Here is a 19,160-nt window from a genome sequence, read left to right on the forward strand (position 1 = left end):
CATGCCGGGCTCGACCCGGCATCCATGCTCGCCTACCGAAACGCCGCCGGCGGCACGAACCCCCCGCGCATCTCCTCGATGCGCGCCGCAAGCCACAGCGTCGTGCGGTCCCGCATCTCCGCGCCGATCAGCTGCGCACCGATCGGCAAGCCCTCCTCGCTCACGCCGACAGGCACCGCCGTCGCCGGCAGGAACGAGCACGTCGCCAGGCCGGCCCAGAACAGCTGCGAGAAATACGGCACGTCGCGCCCATCGACATTCATCGTGCGCGCAGCCGGCGGCTCGTTGTGGTCGTGCCGGAACGCAGGCGTGGCCGTCACGGGCGTGATCATCACGTCGTACTTCTGGAAGAACGCATGCCAGGCCCAGCGCAATTGCTCGCGCCGGTTCGCCGCGTCGTACACCGTCTTGAACATCGGCACCATCGCGCGCGCGGAGTTCGCCTTGTCGCTGTCGTCGCTGGGTGACAGCGCCGCGGCCTGCGCGCACAACTGCTCGAAGTCCGCGCGACGCGCACCCATGTTCGCAAACAGCAGTGTGTTGTAAACCTCGTGCGCGGCACGCGCATCGAACTCGGGCCGCGCAGCTTCATCGACGACCGCGCCTTCGGCCCGCAACATCGCCACGACCGAGCGGATCGCCGTATCGACACTGCGCGCCACCGGCGCCAGCGGCTCGTCCAGCCACACGCCGACGCGCAAACCCTTCAGCGATTGCGGCGGCGGCGGGAAGTCGTAGCGCACACCTGCGCGCGTCAGTTCATCCGGCCCCGCGGTGACGTCCAGCGCCACCTGCAAATCACGCGCCGAACGCGCCAGCGGCCCGATGACCGACAGGTCCACCTCCGCGATCGGCACGCGCGGCAGGTGGTGCCCGCGCTTGGGCACGACGGTCCACGTCGGCTTGTGCCCGTATACGCCGCAGTACGCCGCCGGGTTGCGGATGCTGCCGCCGATGTCGCTTCCGAACTCCAGCGACGTCAGCCCCGCGGCAAGCGCGGCCGCGCCGCCACCCGACGACCCGCCGGGCCCGCGCGTGAGGTCCCAAGGGTTGTTGGTGGTGCCGTAGATCTCGTTGTAGCTCTGGAAGTCGCCCAGGAAGAGCGGCACGTTGGTCTTGCCGAACACCACCGCGCCGGCCGCCTTCAGGCGCTGCACGGCCACCGCGTCCTGCGTGGCCATGTTGTCCTTCGCGGGCACGTAGCCCTGTGTCGTGGGGTGGCCCTGCAGGTCGAACGATTCCTTCACCGTCATGGGCACGCCGTGCAAGGGGCCAAGGACCTCGCCGCGCGCGAGTGCCGCGTCCGCCGCCTGCGCATCGCGCAGCGCCCGCTCGCGGTCGTCGACGATGAGCGCGTTCAATCGCGGGTTGAACTTGTCGACCCGCGCGAGGTATTCGCGCAGCAGTTCGACCGCGGAGACTTCGCGGTCACGCAGGGCGGCGGCGAGGGCGGTGGCGGAGCCGAAGGGGAATGCGTCGATGGACTTCATCGGCGCATCGTTGGGCAGCGGGGCGGGCTTGTCAACCGGTGGTGCCGTCGACCCGCTTCAACGATGGCGTCAGCTCGGCGCTGCGCGCTGGAAGCCCTGCTCCTGCGCAGCCGGCCGAGGCAGCCCTTCGGTCTCCTCCAGCCGCAGCACATGGCTGGCCGCAACTTCGCGGAACGCGCTGGAGATGCCCTCGTGCGCCGACACAGCCTGCCAGAACGATTGCGCCGCCTGCCGCGCCGCGGCCCACGCGCGCAGCGTGTCGGTGGACGGCGCCAGCGCCGCGGGGTCGAACTCGCGCGCGACGATTTCGCCATTGACCGGCGCATACAGCATCGGGAGCATGTCGTAGGCCGGTGCAAGCCGCCATTGGTCATCCGGTGCCATCAGCAGCGACACGTTGCCGTAGTGCCGGTCCGTGTTGGCGATGAGCTGGCCGAACGCCTCCATGAACACGAGCCGCTCGGCATCGGTGCGATCGAGCAAGCCCCTGCTTTGCATGCGGCCGGCGGCGGCGGCCCAGTTGTCGATCATGCCGATGTACTCCGAGTCGTACGAGAGCAGCGACACCATGCCGATGCGCCCTTGCCGCGTACGGTCGAATCGCTCCACCTCCAGGAAGGTCCGGCCCCCCGCGCGCGACAGCCGCGACACGGCCGCCGGCACACCCGCCGCGCGCAATGCCTCGAGCGCGAGGTGTTCGCAGGCCAGCAAGTCCGCCCAGCGCAGGTCCGCAGGTGAAGAGCCCGAGGGAGAGAACTTCACGATCACCGCGCAGCCGTCCGGCCGAACGCAGCAGAACTTGGGCTGCTCACCGCCCGCGGAGGAGCCGGGCAGCGCGCCCTGCATCGCGGCCTCCGCCAGCGCGGCATAGCTCTCGGCTGCGCACGGTGCTGCGGGTGTCGCATGCATGTACCGCTCGAAAGACGCACTGCCCACCAGCAGGTTGCCGGGGAGGTCTTCACCGGCATGGCACAACGCGCGCAACACGTCGTCATCGACCCAGTGCGCGGGGTTCGGCGCGAGCCCGAGCGCGGCCTGCGCATGCGCGAACGAGCGCCCGAGGAAGCCTTGCGGCCGCATGTCCGCCACGAACCACGGCAAGCCGCCGTGCAGTTGCGAGGGGCCGCCCTCCTCTTCCATCCAGAAACGCCCGCCGGTGACGGGGATCAGCGTGCCGAAGTTGCGGACGCCGCCATCGCGATCAACCGCCATCACCGGCACGAGCGCGCTCGCGAGCCCCGCGACACCGCGCGGCATCACATAGGCCTGGTTGCGCCCGCGCCCGACTTTCAGCACTTCGCCGGCGCGCAGCAGCGGCGCGAGCGCGCGCGAAACCACCGGTTGGCTGACGCCCAGCGCCTCCTGCAAGTCGCGGCTGCGCATGGCACCTGCCGCCCGCAGCAGTTGACGAATACGGTCGGTGAAGTGATCAGCCACGAATAGAAAGCTTCAGCCAACTCTCATTGGGGAGCCTTCAATATAGCATAGAAAACAGAATAGAAAACTGGATAGATCAGCCAAGCCCTGCCATGAACCGCAAAGCCACCCCCGTGCGGCGCCTGCCCGAGCGGTTCGGCCGCGCCCCGTGGATGGTGAACATGTCGTGCAGCGACAGCTCGCCGGCGAACAGCTCGACGTCCAGGGCAGCCGATTCATCGAAGGAGCTGGAGGCCAGGCGCCGCCGCACGGTGAGGTCGCTGCGCTCTTCGTGCAGGTGCTCGTAGAGGCGCTTGGCGCGGTGCGAGCCGGGGATCACGCGCAGGCAACCGTTGCCGCGGTCGGAGTCCTCCACGGCCACCCACACCGTGCAGCTCGCGCGCGGGCGGCTCGACCAGTACTGACCGTCCTGGTGCCACGGTGTTTCGTAGCCGTCGCCGGGCGGCTTGCAGAACAGTTGGCAGCCGTGCAGCACGGCGTGCTGGCCCAGCACCTCCGACGCGAGCTGCAGGATGTCGTCGTCATGGCCGATGTCCGCCAGCGCCACGGCTGCATCGTCGGTGAGGCCCTCGACGTGCGCCACCGCGAACGATTCGGGCCGCACGCCGGGGTTGCTGCCCAGGAAGCGCTCGACCGCGCTGCGCAGCGCCGCGATGCGGTCATGTGGCAAGCGGAATGCGGGGCGCAGCCAACCTTCGGCGTGGTAATGGTGGACTTCGTGTCGCGTGAGCACGCGATCGCGGACTTGCTGCAAGGCGGACCTCCCTCGGACCGCCATCAGAAACGATCCGTGAGCGCGCGTGAACGGGTGTTTTCCTGCCTGTCAGGTCTGACAGGGAGGGCTAGCGCCCGGCGGGCTTCGTACGGCGGCGCGCGGCGAATTCCCGGCGCTGCGCGCCCAGGTGGTCGCCGTCGATGTACTGCGCGAGCACATCGACCTGCGCGGCTGGTACGCCTGCTTTCCCGAAGTGCTTGCGCCAACGGTCGACCGCGCGCGCCACGTCCTCGACGACGGCGCGCGCGTCGGCCTCCCTCAAGCCGAAGGCACGGCATTGGGAGAGCGCATTGGCGATGGAAGCCTCGGCGCCGGCCGCACCGACCCCGATCGCCTGGTAGCCAAGCCCTTGCGCGGAAGGCACGACGTCGAATGCGGGAGCGAGCGCATAGGAGCCATCCGGCGCGCGCAGCAGCGCATGGTTCTTCTCGTGGTCGTCGGTGTTGTCGATGAGGATGTTGAACACCATCCGCCGGAAGAGTTGCTGCTGCTGCTGCGCGATGGCCGATGCCGGGGCGACGCGGCGCAGCAGCTGCGCGAGTTGCGGGTATCCGTTCTCCTCCCCTACGGCGCGCAACGCGACGAAGGCCGAGACGGCGTGCACACGCACCCCGGGCGCGCGGTCGAACCGGCGGATCGCCACGGCGTGGCGCGTGCCGACCTGGAGCGCGCGCGTGGCCGCGACTTCGATCCCGCAGGATGTCGCAAGCGTCATCGCCGCGTGCTCCATGAGTTCGGTGTCGAGCTCTTCGCCTTCGGTGAACTTCACCAGCCACGCCTCGCCGTCGATCATCACCAGCGACTTGGGCCGCGCACCGCCGAGGGATACGCCTGGCCGCAGCAGGCGCTTCTGGCGTTCCGGGACCGGTTCGTTCGCGAGGATCTTGCGGACCACGTCGGCCATCTCTTCGAGGCTGCCCAAGCCGGGAATCGGTGCCGTCGGCCATGGAACGTAGGCGTCGGGCTCAGTGCTCACGCCCAGCGCCCCGTAGCGGTCGTCGCCGGCAAAGAGGAGGAATTCCAGCAGCGACAGCCGCGGCGACTTCTCGAACTTGCGGATCACGCGTTCGCCCCAACGGTCCGGGCGCGCATCGTCGAGCGCGCCCGCAGCGCTGTCCTTTTCGGGCGGGAGAAACAGTTGCGGTGCGAGCGGCAGGTCTTCGCTCAGCGCGAAGCCGCTGCGCAGCCACTCGGGCGAGTACTGCAAGGCCACTGCGCGCTGCCCCATTGCCAGGCTGATGTCGCCGACGCGCCGTGGCTGCGCCGGGTCGCCGAGCCACCAGAGCGACAGCGTGTCGCGCGGCCGGTACGCGTCAGCCACGGCGGCCACCCCGCGGGCTGTGGCGTTCGGCTGCCGCACGGATTTCGGCTTCGAGCGCGGCAGCGTCCTCCTTGGGGTCCGCCGCGCTGCCGAGTGCCTCGTGCCGGCCGACCAGCCACAGGGCCGTGGCATAGACACCCATCGAGACGGTCGGGTCGCCTTTTTCGAGCCGGATCAGCGTCGGCACGGAAACCTGCAGGCGCAACGCCCAATCACGCAACGACTGGCGCCTGCGCTTGCGGGCCGTGGCCAGGTCACCGCCGAGCTTGCGCAGGGCTGCCGCCGCCACCGGGGGCAGTGCGTGAACAGCGGTGGCGACTTGTGGCATGCCTTATATTTTAACGACTGCGTATGGTTTGTGCAATTATATGTTATCGAAATGACCCAGATGAGGCTGCGCTGCCCTTTGCCGCACGCGGGATTCGGCGCCTGCCCACACCCGTCCCGCCCGGCAGGCGTCAAACTCCCGTCATGCAAGCCCGCTTCGACAACAGCTACGCCCGCGACCTGCCCGGCCTGTACGTGCCTTGGAAACCGGCCGAGGTGCCCGCGCCCCGGCTGCTGTACCTCAACCGCCCGCTCGCCGAGGAGCTCGGCCTCGACCTCGCCACGCTGCCCCCCGGCGAAGTTGCGGCGGTGATCGCCGGCAACCGCGTGCCCGAAGGCGCCGAACCCATTGCGCAGGTTTATGCGGGCCACCAGTTCGGCGGCTTCTCGCCGCAACTGGGCGATGGCCGCGCGGTGCTGCTGGGCGAGGTGGTGGACCGCAACGGGCAGCGGCGCGACATCGCGCTGAAGGGGTCCGGGCGCACACCGTTCTCGCGCGGCGGCGACGGCAAGGCGGCCGTGGGGCCGATGCTGCGCGAGGTGATCATCGGCGAGGCGATGCATGCGCTGGGCATCCCGACCACGCGCGCGCTAGCCGTCGCAGCCACCGGCGAAGACGTGTACCGCGAGCGCGTGTTGCCAGGCGCCGTGCTTGCACGCGTTGCTGCGAGCCACCTGCGCGTGGGCACCTTCGAATTCTTCGCGTCGCGCGACGACCGCGAGAAGCTGCGCCAACTCGCCGACTACGCCATCGCTCGGCACGACCCCGACCTCGCGGGCACGCCCGGGCGCTACCTGCAATTGCTCGCGCGCGTGACGCAGCGGCAGGCCGAGCTCATTGCGCAATGGATGAACGTGGGCTTCATCCACGGCGTGATGAACACCGACAACATGACCATATCCGGCGAGACCATCGACTACGGGCCTTGCGCTTTCATGGAAGCGTACGACCCGCGGGCGGTCTTCAGCTCCATCGACCATGGCGGGCGCTATGCGTACGGCAACCAGCCGGCGATCGCGCAGTGGAACCTGGCGCGGTTTGCCGAGGCCTTATTGCCGCTGGTTGTGGGCGACAACGAAGATTCCGCGCCTGCGGTTGCAGAAGCGACCGCGGTGCTCGAGACTTTCCCGAAGCTGTTCCAGGCTGCGTTGCTGCGCGGGTTGCGCGCAAAGCTCGGTTTCGCCGAGTCGGGTGACGACGCGGCCGATGCAGGCCTTGCGAACGACTGGCTCGGCTTGCTGCACGCGCAGAAGGTCGACTTCACGCTCGGCTGGCGCCGCCTGGCGGATGCGGCGGCCGGCAACGACGCGCCACTGCAATCGCTCTTTGCAGATGCCGAGCCGCTGAACGCATGGCTCACGCGCTGGCGCGCGAGGTGCGCGCAGGACGCCACGCACTCCACCGAAACGCGCGTGCAGCAGATGCGCCGCGCGAGCCCGTGGGTCATCCCGCGCAACCATCGTGTCGAAGAGGCGTTGCAGGCCGCCTCCGAAACGGACGACCTGGGCCCGTTCGAGCGGTTGCTGGCTGCCCTGCGCAACCCCTACGAAGTGACCGCGGAGAACGCCGCGTATGCGCAGCCGGCACCTGAGGCCGTGACGGCCTGCTACCAGACGTTCTGCGGGACTTGAGCACTCACGTATCTTAGAACTTTCAGTTGCAGATGAGGCAGCGTGCTGTTAGATTGCGCGACGACAAATCAGGGAGTGTCCATGAACACCTTGAGTGTGGCGCGCGACTTCGCCGGGGCGTACTGCCCGAACAAAACTTTCTTGTTGCCGCAAGGCCTCGCAGACGAACTGGCTGCCTTGGGCCGCCTGCCCGAACAAATGCCTGCTGGCGCCTACGCCCGCAAGGTGGTCGAACAACTGCTGATCGACCTCTCGTGGTCCTCGTCGCACCTGGAAGGCAACCGCTACACCTTGCTCGACACCGAGGAGCTGTTCAAGAGCGGCGCTGCGCCGACAGACAGCGACGCCATCATGCTGTTGAACCACAAGGCCGCGATCGAGTTCATGGTCGATGCCGTGCCGGTGCAGGGCCTCACGCCCGTCGTCGTGCGCAACCTGCATGCGGTGCTGATGCAGGGCCTGCTGGTCGACGAAACGGCGCTCGGCACCATCCGCAACAAGATCGTAAACATCAGCGGCTCCGTATTCTTGCCTGCGCAAGCGCCGCAGCTGCTGGGCGAGATGTTCGGGCATGTCGTTGCGAAGTCGCGCGAGATCCGCAACGCGGTGGAAGCGGCGTTCTTCCTCTGGGTGAACCTCGCCTACCTGCAGCCCTTCGAAGACGGCAATAAACGCGTGAGCCGGCTCGCGGCCAATATCCCGCTGATGCTCTACAACCAGGCGCCGCTGTCCTTCATCGACGTGGACCGCGACGACCATGCGTTGGCGATGATGGGCGTGTACGAAGCCCGGGACGTGTCGATGGCCGTGGACCTGTTCGCATGGACGTACCGCCGTTCGCAGGCGCGCTACAAGGCGGTGCTCGATGCGGTGGGCAAGCCCGATGCCTTCCGCATCCGCCATCGTGAAGCGCTCACGCAGGCCGTGGTGCAGGTGGTGCGCAACGGCAAGAAGCCTGCCCAGGCTGTCTCGCTGCTGCGCCTGCCCGCCGCGGACAAGGCACGGTTCGCGCAACTGCTCGCGCGCGAGCTGGGCGCGCTCGCGCCGTACAACTGCGCGCGGTTCAGGCTCGGCGTGGACGAGGCGCAGGCGTGGATCGACAAGGGGCGGCCGGGCCTCGCGTGACCTACGGCGACGTCACCGACAACGTGTATTGCCCCTGCGACGTGAAGGTGTTCGAGGTAACGATGATCTCGTGGAACCCCGTGAACGTGGCCGTGTAGCTGAACGTCGCGCGGCCGGCCGTCGTCTTGCGGTCGGTCGCGACGGCGGGGCTCGTCGGCGTGCGGTCGTCGCGCAGGATGAGGAAAGGCGCGAACGCCGTCGTGTCCAGCGTCAGCGTGACGCGCTCGCCCGTGCGCATCATGAGGATGTAGCGGTCTTCCAGGCCGCCCTGGAACGAGCAGGTCGTGCCCTGCGCGATCGACTGCGTCGTCGTGGTGTTGTACGTGATGAAGGTGACGGGCATGCACGTAGCGCCCGTCGCCGCCGTCGAGAAGTTGTTGGACAGCTTGAGCGTGTAGTTGCCCGTGGTGGTGGCCGCCGGCGAGTAAACGCGCACGCTGTAGCTGCCGGCCGGCAGGATGTATTGCAGTTGCAGCGGGTTCACGGCCGCCGGGGCGAAGGCGTCGGACGGCTGCGCACCGACGATGCGCCCGTCCGCCGCGAAGATGCGCAGCTGGCGGCCTTCCGCGCCGGTGACCTCCGCCTTGAAGGCGGCCTGCGACGTGAGCTGCAGCGTGTACTGGTCGTAGCGCACGTTGAGCGCCGTGTCCACGCAGTCGTCTGCCGTCCATGCCCCCGTCGTCGTGAGGCCGATGGTCACCTGCGCGGCCGTGCAGTCCGATGCGACGGCCGTGCCGTTGAGCACGCTCACGGCATTGGCCACCATCGTGTTGAACGCACGGGCAGGCGCGCCCCAGGTCACGTCCGTGGCGAGGTTGGCCAGCAGGCCGGCCAGGTTGTTGACGATGACGCCGCGTGAAGCGCTCCCGTAGGCCGCGAAGAACTGCGCGAGCGCGTCCTGCAGGATCGTGTACGAAGCAGGCGGCACGGTCTGTGCCGTGACGCCGAGGTTGGCGAGCACCGTGGTCGACAGCGAAGTGTCCGGCGTGCCGGCCAGCGTGGCTGCCAACGTGGTGCCCAGCGCAGCGCCCGATTGCGTGCCGAACGTCGCGAATTCGGCCGAGGTGGGTGCCCGGCCGCGAAGCGCGACGAACACGCGGACCTGCTCCGAGGTGGCTGTGGACCCCGCCTGCTGCGCCTGCGGCACGGGCCGGGGAGAGGAAAGGGTAGAAGAAGAAACTACGTCGCTGCCGCCGCCGCACGCCGTGAGCGCGATCGCGGCGGCCAATACTGCCAACTGCCGGTACATCTACTGCCTGCCTGACTGTCGAAACCGCGTTTCTATCAGGCAATGCGCGCGCGCGAGCCGGGGTTATCCCGATGCAGTGCTACCCTGCGCCCATGTTGACCGTCCACCACCTCACCACGTCCCAATCCGAACGCGTGCTCTGGCTGTGCGAGGAGCTGGGCATCGACTACACCATGGTGCGCCACGAGCGCCTGCCGGACACGCGCCTCGCGCCGCCCTCGCTACGCGCGCTGACGCCGATGGGCACCGGCCCGGTGATGCAGGACGGCGACGTGACGATGAGCGAGTCGGGCGCCATCGTCGAATACATCATCCACAAATACGGCGGCGGCCGGCTCGCACTACCGCCCTCGCACCCGGACTACGCGCAGTACCTCTACTGGTTCCACTTCGCGAACGCCTCGCTGCAGCCGGTTATGGGCCGCATCATGATGTTGAAGCGCCTCGAGGTGCCGCAGGACCACGCGTATTCGAAGGCCATGCACGAACGGCTCGACCGCGCGCTGCGCACCGTGGATGCACGCGTGCAGCCGCACACGTGGCTGGCCGGCAGCGATTTCACGGCCGCGGACATCATGACCGTGTTCAGCCTGACGACAATGCGCATCTTCGCGCCGGTGGACCTGGGTGCGTATGCAGGCATCCTTGCGTACCTGCAGCGCGTTGGCGCGCGGCCGGCTTACCGGCGCGCGATGGCCAAGGGCGACCCGGGGATGGAGCCGCTGCTGGCCTGAAGCGGCAACGGCACCTTGACCCTCATGGCGAGGTGACGGTCAAGGTGTAGGTACCCTTCGACGTGAAGTCGTTCGACGTCACGATGATCTCGTGGAACCCGGAGAACGTGGCGGTGTAGCTTACGGTGACGCTGCCCGCCGCGGCCTTGCGGTCGGAGCCCACCACCGGGCTGGTTGGCGTGCGGTCGTCTCGCAGCAGGAGGTAAGGCGCGAAGGCCGCCGAGTCGAGCGTGACGGTCACGCGTTCGCCGATGCGCATCAGCAGCAGGTAGCGGTCTTCCAGGCCGCCCTGGAACACGCACGACACGCCCTGCGCGATGGACTGCGTGGTGGCCACGCCGTACGTGGTGAAGGTGACCGGCAGGCACGTGTCGCCCGCGGCCGCCGTGGAGAAGGCGCTGGACAGCTTCAGGGTGTAGTTGCCGGTGCTCGTGGCAGCCGCCGAGTACACGCGCACGATGTAGTCGCCCGCGGGCAGGATGTACTGCAAAGTCAGGGGGTCCACGGCGGCCGGCGCAAAGGCATCCGACGGCTGCTCGCCCACGGCGCGGCCATCGCTGGCGAAGATGCGCAGTTGCCGCCCCGCGCCGCCCGACACCTCCGCGCGGAAGGCCGCCTGCGAGGTGAGCTGCAGCGCGTATTGGTCGTAGCGGACGTTCAGGTTCGGGTCCACGCAGTCGTCGGCCGTCCACGCGCCCGTGATGGTGAGGCCGATCGCCATCTGCACCGTCGTGCAGCCGGACACAGCCGCTGCGGTGTTGTTCAGCACGCTCAACCCGCTCGCGACCATCGCGTTGAAAGCGCGCGAGGGCGCGCCCCACGTGACGTCGAGCGGCAGGTTGGCCAGCAGGCCCGCCAGGTTGTTCACGATCACGCCGCGGGCGGCGCTGCCGTAGGCGGCGAAGTACTGCGTGAGGGCGTCCTGCAAGGTGGTGTACGACGCGGACGCGACAGTCTGCGGCGACACACCGAGGTTGGCGAGCACCGTTTGCGCCAGCGCAGCGTCCGACGTGGCCGTGGACGACGACGCCAGCGTGGTCGCCAGCTCGGCGCCCGTCTGCGTGCCGAACGCCGCCGCCTCCGCCGCCGTGGGCGCGCGGCCGCGCAGCGCGACGAAGGCCCGAAGCTGTTCGGCCGTCACGCCTGTCGCGGCCTGCTGCGCCTGCGGCTCGGGCCGCGCGGCCTGGGCCTGCGCCGAAGCGGAAACTGCGTCGCCCCCGCCGCCGCACGCTGCGAGCGCCAACGTGGCTGCGATCAAGACACCCTTGCAGATGCGGCTCATGGTGCTGCCCTCCGTGGCGCAGTTCTAGCAGCACGCGTGCCGGGGACGGGGCGGGGTTATCCCTCGGCGGGCTCGCCCCGCATGATCACTCCGCCTTCACCCCGGCCGCCTTGATCACCTTCGCCCACTTCGCGATCTCGTCGTCGAGGTACTTCGCCGCCTGCTCCGGCGTGTTGCCCACCGGCTCGATGCCGAGGGCTTCGAACTTGCCCTTGATGTCGGCCGAGTGCACGGCCTTGGCGACTTCCGTGGACATGCGGTTGACGATGTCGCGCGGCACGCCGGCGGGCGCGAGGAACATCACCCACGTGGACGACTCCAGCTTCGGGCCGCCCGCTTCTGCGATCGTCGGCACTTCAGGATAAGCCGGCAGCCGCTTCGCGGAGAACATGCCCATCGCGCGCAGCTTGCCCGCCTTGACCTGCGGCATCAGCGAGCTGGGCGTGTCCACCAGGATCTGGATGGCGCCGCCGATGGTGTCCTGCATCGCGGGCGCCGTGCCGCGGTACGGGATGTGGACCATGAAGGTGCCCGTCTCCTGCTTGAAGAGCTCGGTGGTGAGGTGCGCCGCCGCGCCCACGCCCGACGAACCGAAGGACACCTTGCCCGGGTTGCGCTTGGCGTAGGCGACGAGCTCCTTCACGTCCTTGGGCGGGAAGTTGTTGTTGACCGTCATGATCAGCGGCGCGATGCCCACCAGCGAGACGGGCGCGAAGCTCTTGACCGGGTCGAAGGGCATGCGGCCCTGGTACAGCGTGGCGTTGGCCGCATGGCCGGCGATGACGGTGAGGAAGGTGTAGCCGTCGGGCGTGGCCTTGGCCGCCAGGTCCGCGCCGAGCAGCGAGTTGGCGCCGGGCTTGTTCTCCACGACGATGGTCCAGCCGGTCTGCTTGGAGACTTCCTGCAGGACCATGCGGGTGGAGTTGTCCGTGATGCCGCCGGGCGGGTACGGGACGATCCAGCGGATGGGCTTGCTCGGCCAGGCTTGCGCGTTGGCAGCGATGCTGGTGGCGGCGGCCAGCGTGAACGCGGCAATGCGAACGAAGGTACTGAACTGCACGGGTGTCTCCTTGTTGTGGTGCTGCGAGGAGACAGGATACAGCGCGGTGGAAGTGGGAGGGAGCGTTGCGTGAGCAGGTCGCGGTGGCGCTCGATGCCGCAGATACACTATGTTCGTTCAGGCGCCTCACTGCGCATATTCAGGGAGCGGGTATGTCGGACATGAGTGATCTAAGCAAGATCGAGCAGGCAATCGCCGAGCTGGGCAGTGACGACCTCGCAGAATTGCGGCTATGGCTCGCCGCGTTCCGCGGGCGCAATGTCGTGTCCGAGCCTCGTGCCGAATACCAGATAGGCGGGGGCCTCGTCGCGGAGCTCGCCGGCAAAGCGCGCAAGCTGGCGGCAGAAGACCGCGCCAGGCTTGTGGACCTGCTTCTTGGTTCTCTCGATGACGCAGCCGATCCCGATGTGGAAGAGACGTGGCGAGCCGAGATTCATCGCAGGGTCGCCGCATACGAGCGTGGCGAAAGCGTGCTGTACGACTATGACGAGGTGATGGCCGAGGCCAAGCGGTTGGCGCCGTGAGCCGCGTTCGCCTTGACGCCGCCGCAAGGGCGGAGTTCCTGCACGAGGTGCTCTACTACGAAACCGTCCAGCGCGGACTGGGCAGGAAATTTCGTGAATCGATCGATACGGCTGTCGAGAGGCTCCTGCGCGTGCCGGACTCGGGAAGGCCGGAGGACCTGGACTGCCGCCGGATACGTGTGGAAGGCTTTCCCTTTTCGCTTGTATATCGCGTGGAGGCCCGGGAGACGGTCATCTATGCCGTTCGGAATGACGCGCGCCAGCCGGGTTATTGGTTGGAGCGAGCCAAGTAGCTGCGCCCCGCGCGCGCCTGGTCGCTATCGGATCTGCGCCTTTCCAAACTTCCACGTGAGCGCGGCCGCGGCCATCGCAACCAGCGCGGCCACGATGGTGGCGAGCCATGCCGGCCACTGCCAGAAGTCGAAGACCATTGCGGCAACGAACCCGCAGGCCAGGGCCATCAACGTGGCGCCGATGGACTTGGTGAAGACGATGAGCACGTCGTCGCGCGTGACGCGGCGGCCGGTGGCGCGCAAGGCGAAGGCGATAAGTGCGGCCAGCACAAAGAGGATGGCGAAGAGCAGCCAGCCGAAGAGGCCGAAGAATGCCAGCGACATGGAGTCCCCTTGTTGTTCTTGGTGGGCGAGCAGATGCTGCCGCAGCGGGGCGTTGGGGGTCAACGCCGTGTGTCTGCCAACTCGGCAGCGATACAGCGCGAGGGCAACTCGCGATTGACTAACCTGCCCGTACCCCGCAGCATGACCGTGGCCAGAACCAGGAGTACCGCATGCAGGCATCGATGCTGGAAGAGATCGTCCAGGTCCCCAACCCCTACCCCATCCGCTTCGCCACCGAATACCCGGAGGTGCTGCGCCTGTGCGACCAGGCGCGCGAGCTGGCGTGGAGCCCGGCGGACATCGACTTCACCGACATCCGCGAAGCCGACCTGCCGCCCGAAGTGCGCGCGGCAGGCGGCGAGTGGTGGAGTCTGCGCAGCTGGATGGAGCACGGCGCCATCCCCTACGGCGCGGAGCGGCTGCGCGAGGCGATCTTTTCGCACCAGCCCATCGAGATCAAGCAGCACGTGGTGAACTTCATCAACGAGGAGCTGCGCCACCACGAGGCCAGCGTGCGCATCGCGCAGGCGCTGGGCGACTACCACCCCGAGCCGCGCGCGGACTACTTCAAGCAGGTGATCCCGCGCTTCCACGACGAACGCGACGAAAAACAGATGAGCTTCTTCGCGGGGCTGGCGGTGAACACGCTCTTCGAGCAGCTCAGTGGCGAGCTGCTGCAGGCGCGCTACGAGAACGCGCGCTTCAAGAGCATCAAGACGGCGTGCCAGCTGATCCTGCGCGACGAAGCGCGCCATATCCAGTTCGGCCGCATCATCATGCGGCGCTTCTTCAGCGAGCTGCCCGCCGACGAGAAGCGGCTGCTGGGCGTGAAGGTGGCCAAGAAGCTGCGCGGCAGCTTGCTCAACGGCGTGTATGCGGTGGTGAACCTGCCCGACGACGAGCGCCAGCGTGCCGGCCGCAACCGCGCGCTGGCCGCGGACCATGGCCTGGGCGCGACGCACCCCGACGACGAGGTGGCCATCATCCGCCGCGGCCTCACGCAGATCCGCGAAGACGTGGCGCCGTATGGCGTGGAGATCCCTGAAGTGCCCGAAGTCGATCGCGCCGCCGCGCAAGTGTGACGTTGTCATGCCGGGCTCGACCCGGCATCCATGCCAGGAGTACCCGCCATGTTGTCCCGCCGCCTCTTCCTCACCGCGTTCGCCTTCGCCTCCATCGCGCACGCGCAATCCTTCCCCACCAAACCCGTCACCCTCGTCGTCCCCTACCCACCCGGCGGCAGCGCCGACATCCTGGCCCGCGCCATCGGCATCGAACTGGGCAAGAAGCTCGGCCAACCCGTCGTCGTGGAGAACAAGGCGGGCGCGGGCACCGCCATCGGCGCGAAGGCCGTCGCCGGTGCGGCGCCCGATGGCCACACGCTGCTGCTGGGCACCGTGAGCAGCCATGCCATCAACCCCGCGATGACGAAGGTGGGGTACGACCCGGTGAAGGACTTCGTGCCCGTGTCACCCATTGCCGCCATCCCGTTCGTGCTGGTGGCCCACCCGCAGTTCAGCGCCGCGAACATCGCCGATGTGGTGAAGATGGCCAGGGCCACGCCCGGCAAGATCGGCTATGCGTCCGCGGGCCCGGGCACGTCCAACCATCTCGCCGGTGAACTGCTGGCCAGCACGGCCAAGGTGGACTTGCTGCATGTGCCGTACAAGGGCAGCGCGCCTGCGCTGAACGACGTGCTGGCGGGGCATGTGCCGCTGATGTTCGACTTGATTGCGACAGCGCTGCCGAATGTGCAAGGTGGGAAGCTGAAGGCGCTCGCGGTGACTTCCGTGAAACGGAGTCCGTTGCTGCCAGATGTGCCGACGGTGCAGGAGAGCGGAATGGGCGACTTCGATGTGACCGCGTGGTTTGGCGTGTTTGCGCCGGCGGGGACGCCCGATGCCGTCGTCACGAAGCTGAATGCGGATCTCACTTCGATCATTCAGTCGAGTGAGATGCAGAAGAAATTGAGGGACCTGGGGGCGGAGCCGGAGACGGGTTCTCCCGTTGCATACGCCAGGTATGTGCGCGAGGAGAGCGGGAAGTGGGCTACCGTGCTGCGCAAGGCGGGCTTGGCGCCGCAATAGGGCCCTTGCGGAATCCTGCATTCCCACGCAAAGTGGCGCAGCACGAACACGCCGAAAGGTGACCCGATGCTTCGTCGACGCACTTTGGTCCGCGCAACCGGCGCCGCCCTGCTCCCCGCAGCCGCATTGCTGCACGCGCAGGCGCAGGGCAGGCCCATGCGCGTCTCGTACCACTCGGTGCGCATCACGCCCAACGAGTTCGAGCAGGCCTTCGAGCGCGGCATGCGCGAGCGCGGGTGGGTGCCGGGCTCCAACCTCCTGCTGGATTACCGCTTCGCCGGTTTCGACGCCGACCGGGAAGCCGCGCTCGTCACGGCCGCCCTGCAGTCCAAGCCGGACCTGTTCGTCGTGGCGGATGCGATGTTGTCACGCTCGCCTTGGACACTGACGACGGTGGCCCCGATGGTGTTCCCGGCCTTCGGAGACCCCATTGCCAGCGGCGCCACCACCAGCCTGTCGAGGCCGGACGGCAACGTGACGGGGACGACCGTGTTCCATATCGAGCTCAGCGCCAAGCGGCTGGACTTCCTCAAGCAGGCGCTGCCCGACATGCGCCGTGCCGCGGCACTGTTCAACGTGCGCCGCCGCGTGAAGCCCACGGGCGTTGCGGCCAGCGTGAAGGCCGGCGAGACGCTCGGCATCGCCGTCAGCGAACTCGGTGTCGTGTTGCCCGACGGCCTGGAGGAGGCGGTGGGCCACGCCGCGCGTCAAGGCGTGCAAGGCATCGCCGTGATTTCGGACCTGGGCACCATCAGCCACCGCGCGCGAATCTGCGACGTGACGCAGGCGCACAAGGTGCCGACGATCTTCTCGAACCGCACTTACCTGCGGGCCGGTGGCTTCATGAGTTATGGGCCCGACCTGGAGGGCGTGTTCCACCGCGGCGCGTACTTCGCGGACCGCATCCTCAAGGGTGCCAAGCCGGCGGACCTGCCCATCGAGCAGGCCACCAACTTCCAGCTGGTGTTGAACCAGAAGACGGCGAAGGCGCTGGGGCGGAAGTTTCCGGCGGCGTTGATGGCGCAGGCCACGGAGATCATCGAGTAGCGCACCCGCGCGCGCGAACTACGCCACCTGCTGCACCCGCGTGACAGTCACCGGCACCGGCGCGGGCCAACCCGCTTCCTTGCACGTACGCGCAATCGTCTCGTTGGTGTCGAAGTACACCTGCCAGTAGTGCTCGTTGCTGGTGTAGGGGCGCACGGCAATCAGCGACCCGAGCCCATTCAGGTCGAGCACGTTCACTTCCGGCGCGGGCGACGTCATCACGTTCGGCACGCGAGCCACGGCTTCGCGCAGCCGCGCGCAGGCTTCGACCGGGTCTACCGCGCCGGACAGCTGCGCAGTGCGGTCCACGCGGCGGTACGGCAGCGTCGAGAAATTCTGGATGGTCTCGGCAAACACCTTGCCGTTGCCCACCATGGTGAGGACGTTGTCGGGCGTGATGATGCTGATGCCGAACATGCCGAGCTCGTGCACGGTGCCGGTGATACCCGCGACGCTGACGAAATCGCCCACCTTGAACGGCCGCAGCATCAGCATGAACGCGCCGGCCGCGAAGTTGCCCAGCAACCCGCTCCACGCTGCACCGATGGCGAGCCCGGCGCCGGCAAGGAGCGCGGCGAAGGAGGCCGTCTGCACGCCGAAGTAGCCGAGGATGCCGATCACCAGCACCACCTCCAGCGTGACCTTGATGATGGTGCCGAGATACCGGCCGAGGGTGGGATCGAGCTGCTTGCGGTTCAGCGCGGCCTGCACGATGGCCACCACGCGCACGATGATCCAGCGGCCGACCACCCAGAACGCGATGGCGGCGAGGATCTTGAGGACGAGTTCGAGTGCGGTGACTCGCAGGAAGGTTTCGACAGCGGTGAGGTCCATGGGTACTCCTGGCGGGTGGCGCGGGAGGAGGACTTTATCGGACCGGTGCTCAACAATGGGCCCGATGGACGCGCGCCGTCGCTAGTCGGCCTTGATGTTGTTCTCCTTCACCACCTGGGCCCATGTCGTGAGCTGCTTGTCGATGAACGCCGCAGCCGCCTCCGGCGTGCCACCGACGATCGTCATCCCCTGCCCCTGCAGCCGGCTCGCCACCTCGGGCACCTTCAGCGCCTTGTTGATCTCGTCGTTCATGCGCCGCACGATCTCGGGCGGCGTCTTCGCGGAGGCGAGCACACCCCACCACGCCGGTGCGTCGAAGCCCGCGAAACCGCTTTCGGCGACTGTCGGCACGTCAGGCAGGTCCGCCGAGCGAACGCTGGTCGTGACCGCCAGGGGGCGCAGGCGCTTGCTGTCGATGTGCGGCTTGGTCACCACGATGGATGCGATCGACAGCGGGACGTGGCCCGCCACTGCGTCCTGCATCAATGGACCGCCGCCCTTGTAGGGCACGTGCGTCCATTCGAGGCCGCCGTTGCGTGCCAGCAGGGCCATCGCCAGGTGGCCGAGGCTGCCGTTGGCGACGCTGCCGACACTCACGTTGCGGCGCGCCTTGGCTGCTGCCACGACGTCCGCGAACGTCTTGTATTCGGAGTTTGCGGCGGTGGCCAGCAACATCGGCGCGGTGCCCACCAGGATGACCGGTGCAACGTCTTTTCGGGTGTCGAACGGGATGTTCGAGATGAGGCTCGGGTTCACCGCGTGCGTGTCGAACACCACGGCGAAGGAGTAGCCGTCCGGCGGGCCGTTCACGACGGAAGCAGTGCCTACGACGCCGGAAGCGCCGACGCGGTTTTCGACGATGACGTTCTGGCCGAGTTGGGTGGAGAGCTGCTGCGCGAGGATGCGGGCGACCTGGTCGACCGAGCCACCGGGGGGGAACACGGCGACGAGTTTCACTGGCTGGCGCTTCGGCCAGTCGGCGACTTGGGCGAGTGCAGGTGCCCATACGGCAGACACGATCAGGAGGGTGCAAAATGCGCGGCGCAGCATGGGATCCTCCATCAGGTTTGAGGCATGGTACGGGCGGCGCTGCAAGAAGCACTCCGAAGGAACCCGCATGGTCAGCGAGATGTCGCCTCGTTCAGCCGGCGATGCGTTCCCAAACCCACCACAACGCCGACGAAATGGCTGCAACGTACAGCGCTTGGGCGAGGGCAAACTGAACAAGCGATAGGGGACCGTCAACACCGAACAAGAAGTACGGAGCCAAGTAGAACAACAACACATCGCCCGCGTGAACGAACTCCGCTCGCCAATGAAGTGCGACGAACGACAAAAGGACGCCGACCACCGCCCATGTCGAAAACCAGATGCGGGCCTGCTTGCTCACTTTCGATCGGCTTCGGCGTCGCCGCGCGAGCGTACCCAAACTGCCGCCTCGAACCAGAACCAGTACCAGAGCGCATTGCCGACGGCTGCAACAGCCCACGCGATGTACTCGTTGGTGAACGCGCCGAAGAACACCGGGATCATTCCTGGGAAGCCGAGGAGAAGCAAGGCGAAGCCGCCTTCCGAATGGGCTATGACCATGCCCAGGCGCTCGGCCATGAAGACGCCGA

At 67.8% G+C, this 19,160-nt stretch carries 21 protein-coding genes; 8 read left to right on the forward strand and 13 right to left on the reverse strand.

Annotation, left to right across the window (positions count from 1 at the left end):
* Positions 1–32 precede the first annotated feature (32 nt).
* The 5 genes from H8R02_RS08865 to H8R02_RS08885 form a co-directional block, all read right to left on the reverse strand.
* Entirely contained in the window at positions 33–1,490 is a 1,458-nt protein-coding gene (locus H8R02_RS08865) for an amidase (RefSeq protein WP_187081021.1), read from the reverse strand.
* A gap of 69 nt (positions 1,491–1,559) precedes the next feature.
* Positions 1,560–2,927 (reverse strand): type II toxin-antitoxin system HipA family toxin YjjJ, encoded by a 1,368-nt coding sequence (gene yjjJ, locus H8R02_RS08870; protein WP_354004887.1) that lies wholly within the window; start codon positions 2,925–2,927, stop codon positions 1,560–1,562.
* A 76-nt stretch (positions 2,928–3,003) separates the two neighbouring features.
* The gene (locus H8R02_RS08875) at positions 3,004–3,681 is read right to left on the reverse strand and encodes a phytanoyl-CoA dioxygenase family protein (RefSeq protein ID WP_187081022.1); all 678 of its coding nucleotides are present in this window, start codon (positions 3,679–3,681) and stop codon (positions 3,004–3,006) included.
* Positions 3,682–3,769: 88 nt separating this feature from the next.
* Positions 3,770–5,023 carry a type II toxin-antitoxin system HipA family toxin gene (locus H8R02_RS08880; RefSeq protein ID WP_187081129.1) on the reverse strand — a complete coding sequence of 418 codons (1,254 nt, stop codon included), beginning with the start codon at positions 5,021–5,023 and terminating at the stop codon, positions 3,770–3,772.
* Positions 5,016–5,351: an XRE family transcriptional regulator gene (locus tag H8R02_RS08885; RefSeq protein WP_255429233.1), complete on the reverse strand. Its 336-nt coding sequence runs from the start codon at positions 5,349–5,351 to the stop codon at positions 5,016–5,018. Before H8R02_RS08885 ends, H8R02_RS08880 begins: the two co-directional genes overlap by 8 nt.
* Before the next feature lie 143 nt (positions 5,352–5,494).
* On the opposite strand from H8R02_RS08885, the gene H8R02_RS08890 reads away from it, so the two are divergent.
* Both H8R02_RS08890 and H8R02_RS08895 read left to right on the forward strand, forming a co-directional pair.
* A complete protein-coding gene (locus H8R02_RS08890) occupies positions 5,495–6,982 on the forward strand; it encodes a protein adenylyltransferase SelO (protein WP_187081023.1) in 1,488 nt (495 codons plus the stop codon).
* An 81-nt stretch (positions 6,983–7,063) separates the two neighbouring features.
* Positions 7,064–8,107 carry a Fic family protein gene (locus H8R02_RS08895; protein WP_187081024.1) on the forward strand — a complete coding sequence of 348 codons (1,044 nt, stop codon included), beginning with the start codon at positions 7,064–7,066 and terminating at the stop codon, positions 8,105–8,107.
* Between the two features lies 1 nt (position 8,108).
* Here H8R02_RS08895 and H8R02_RS08900 read toward each other — a convergent pair whose 3' ends face one another.
* On the reverse strand, positions 8,109–9,356 hold the full coding sequence (locus tag H8R02_RS08900) for a hypothetical protein (protein WP_187081025.1): 1,248 nt from the start codon (positions 9,354–9,356) through the stop codon (positions 8,109–8,111).
* 92 nt (positions 9,357–9,448) lie between these two features.
* Between H8R02_RS08900 and H8R02_RS08905 the strand changes: the two genes are divergently transcribed.
* Positions 9,449–10,090, forward strand: coding sequence for a glutathione S-transferase family protein (locus H8R02_RS08905; protein ID WP_187081026.1), 642 nt, complete (start codon positions 9,449–9,451; stop codon positions 10,088–10,090).
* 22 nt (positions 10,091–10,112) lie between these two features.
* Here H8R02_RS08905 and H8R02_RS08910 read toward each other — a convergent pair whose 3' ends face one another.
* Both H8R02_RS08910 and H8R02_RS08915 read right to left on the reverse strand, forming a co-directional pair.
* Complete coding sequence (locus tag H8R02_RS08910; protein WP_187081027.1) at positions 10,113–11,372, reverse strand: hypothetical protein; 1,260 nt, start codon at positions 11,370–11,372, stop codon at positions 10,113–10,115.
* A gap of 85 nt (positions 11,373–11,457) precedes the next feature.
* On the reverse strand, positions 11,458–12,432 hold the full coding sequence (locus tag H8R02_RS08915; RefSeq protein WP_354004888.1) for a Bug family tripartite tricarboxylate transporter substrate binding protein: 975 nt from the start codon (positions 12,430–12,432) through the stop codon (positions 11,458–11,460).
* Between the two features lie 152 nt (positions 12,433–12,584).
* Between H8R02_RS08915 and H8R02_RS08920 the strand changes: the two genes are divergently transcribed.
* Together H8R02_RS08920 and H8R02_RS08925 are read left to right on the forward strand one after the other, a co-directional pair.
* Positions 12,585–12,956 (forward strand): addiction module protein, encoded by a 372-nt coding sequence (locus H8R02_RS08920; protein ID WP_187081028.1) that lies wholly within the window; start codon positions 12,585–12,587, stop codon positions 12,954–12,956.
* A complete protein-coding gene (locus tag H8R02_RS08925; protein WP_187081029.1) occupies positions 12,953–13,249 on the forward strand; it encodes a type II toxin-antitoxin system RelE/ParE family toxin in 297 nt (98 codons plus the stop codon). Before H8R02_RS08920 ends, H8R02_RS08925 begins: the two co-directional genes overlap by 4 nt.
* Before the next feature lie 24 nt (positions 13,250–13,273).
* Here H8R02_RS08925 and H8R02_RS08930 read toward each other — a convergent pair whose 3' ends face one another.
* The gene (locus H8R02_RS08930) at positions 13,274–13,573 is read right to left on the reverse strand and encodes a hypothetical protein (protein ID WP_187081030.1); all 300 of its coding nucleotides are present in this window, start codon (positions 13,571–13,573) and stop codon (positions 13,274–13,276) included.
* Between the two features lie 170 nt (positions 13,574–13,743).
* Between H8R02_RS08930 and H8R02_RS08935 the strand changes: the two genes are divergently transcribed.
* The 3 genes from H8R02_RS08935 to H8R02_RS08945 all read left to right on the forward strand — a co-directional run bounded on the left by H8R02_RS08935 (position 13,744) and on the right by H8R02_RS08945 (position 16,707).
* Complete coding sequence (locus H8R02_RS08935; RefSeq protein WP_187081031.1) at positions 13,744–14,655, forward strand: ferritin family protein; 912 nt, start codon at positions 13,744–13,746, stop codon at positions 14,653–14,655.
* Between the two features lie 48 nt (positions 14,656–14,703).
* A complete protein-coding gene (locus H8R02_RS08940) occupies positions 14,704–15,660 on the forward strand; it encodes a Bug family tripartite tricarboxylate transporter substrate binding protein (RefSeq protein ID WP_187081032.1) in 957 nt (318 codons plus the stop codon).
* 66 nt (positions 15,661–15,726) lie between these two features.
* The gene (locus tag H8R02_RS08945; protein ID WP_187081033.1) at positions 15,727–16,707 is read left to right on the forward strand and encodes an ABC transporter substrate-binding protein; all 981 of its coding nucleotides are present in this window, start codon (positions 15,727–15,729) and stop codon (positions 16,705–16,707) included.
* 18 nt (positions 16,708–16,725) lie between these two features.
* On the opposite strand, the gene H8R02_RS08950 is transcribed toward H8R02_RS08945, so the two are convergent.
* From H8R02_RS08950 to H8R02_RS08965, 4 genes are all read right to left on the reverse strand, one after another.
* A complete protein-coding gene (locus H8R02_RS08950) occupies positions 16,726–17,541 on the reverse strand; it encodes a mechanosensitive ion channel family protein (RefSeq protein WP_187081034.1) in 816 nt (271 codons plus the stop codon).
* Between the two features lie 81 nt (positions 17,542–17,622).
* Positions 17,623–18,591: a Bug family tripartite tricarboxylate transporter substrate binding protein gene (locus tag H8R02_RS08955; RefSeq protein ID WP_255429234.1), complete on the reverse strand. Its 969-nt coding sequence runs from the start codon at positions 18,589–18,591 to the stop codon at positions 17,623–17,625.
* Between the two features lie 91 nt (positions 18,592–18,682).
* Positions 18,683–18,931: a hypothetical protein gene (locus H8R02_RS08960; protein WP_187081036.1), complete on the reverse strand. Its 249-nt coding sequence runs from the start codon at positions 18,929–18,931 to the stop codon at positions 18,683–18,685.
* Entirely contained in the window at positions 18,928–19,149 is a 222-nt protein-coding gene (locus H8R02_RS08965; protein ID WP_187081037.1) for a hypothetical protein, read from the reverse strand. The genes H8R02_RS08960 and H8R02_RS08965 overlap by 4 nt, the downstream gene beginning before the upstream one ends.
* Positions 19,150–19,160 lie beyond the last annotated feature (11 nt).

The organism is Ramlibacter albus (assembly GCF_014297445.1).
Lineage (GTDB): Bacteria > Pseudomonadota > Gammaproteobacteria > Burkholderiales > Burkholderiaceae_C > Ramlibacter > Ramlibacter albus.

Bases quoted from the DNA above. Each gene is read 5' to 3' on its own strand.
- H8R02_RS08895 (WP_187081024.1), top strand. From the start codon at position 7,064: ATGAACACCTTGAGTGTGGCGCGCGACTTCGCCGGGGCGTACTGCCCG.
- H8R02_RS08910 (WP_187081027.1), bottom strand. From the start codon at position 11,372: ATGAGCCGCATCTGCAAGGGTGTCTTGATCGCAGCCACGTTGGCGCTC.
- H8R02_RS08905 (WP_187081026.1), top strand. From the start codon at position 9,449: ATGTTGACCGTCCACCACCTCACCACGTCCCAATCCGAACGCGTGCTC.
- H8R02_RS08865 (WP_187081021.1), bottom strand. From the start codon at position 1,490: ATGAAGTCCATCGACGCATTCCCCTTCGGCTCCGCCACCGCCCTCGCC.
- H8R02_RS08920 (WP_187081028.1), top strand. From the start codon at position 12,585: ATGTCGGACATGAGTGATCTAAGCAAGATCGAGCAGGCAATCGCCGAG.
- H8R02_RS08940 (WP_187081032.1), top strand. From the start codon at position 14,704: ATGTTGTCCCGCCGCCTCTTCCTCACCGCGTTCGCCTTCGCCTCCATC.
- H8R02_RS08955 (WP_255429234.1), bottom strand. From the start codon at position 18,591: ATGCTGCGCCGCGCATTTTGCACCCTCCTGATCGTGTCTGCCGTATGG.
- H8R02_RS08900 (WP_187081025.1), bottom strand. From the start codon at position 9,356: ATGTACCGGCAGTTGGCAGTATTGGCCGCCGCGATCGCGCTCACGGCG.
- H8R02_RS08930 (WP_187081030.1), bottom strand. From the start codon at position 13,573: ATGTCGCTGGCATTCTTCGGCCTCTTCGGCTGGCTGCTCTTCGCCATC.
- H8R02_RS08935 (WP_187081031.1), top strand. From the start codon at position 13,744: ATGCAGGCATCGATGCTGGAAGAGATCGTCCAGGTCCCCAACCCCTAC.
- H8R02_RS08965 (WP_187081037.1), bottom strand. From the start codon at position 19,149: ATGGCCGAGCGCCTGGGCATGGTCATAGCCCATTCGGAAGGCGGCTTC.
- H8R02_RS08885 (WP_255429233.1), bottom strand. From the start codon at position 5,351: ATGCCACAAGTCGCCACCGCTGTTCACGCACTGCCCCCGGTGGCGGCG.
- H8R02_RS08950 (WP_187081034.1), bottom strand. From the start codon at position 17,541: ATGGACCTCACCGCTGTCGAAACCTTCCTGCGAGTCACCGCACTCGAA.
- H8R02_RS08890 (WP_187081023.1), top strand. From the start codon at position 5,495: ATGCAAGCCCGCTTCGACAACAGCTACGCCCGCGACCTGCCCGGCCTG.
- H8R02_RS08945 (WP_187081033.1), top strand. From the start codon at position 15,727: ATGCTTCGTCGACGCACTTTGGTCCGCGCAACCGGCGCCGCCCTGCTC.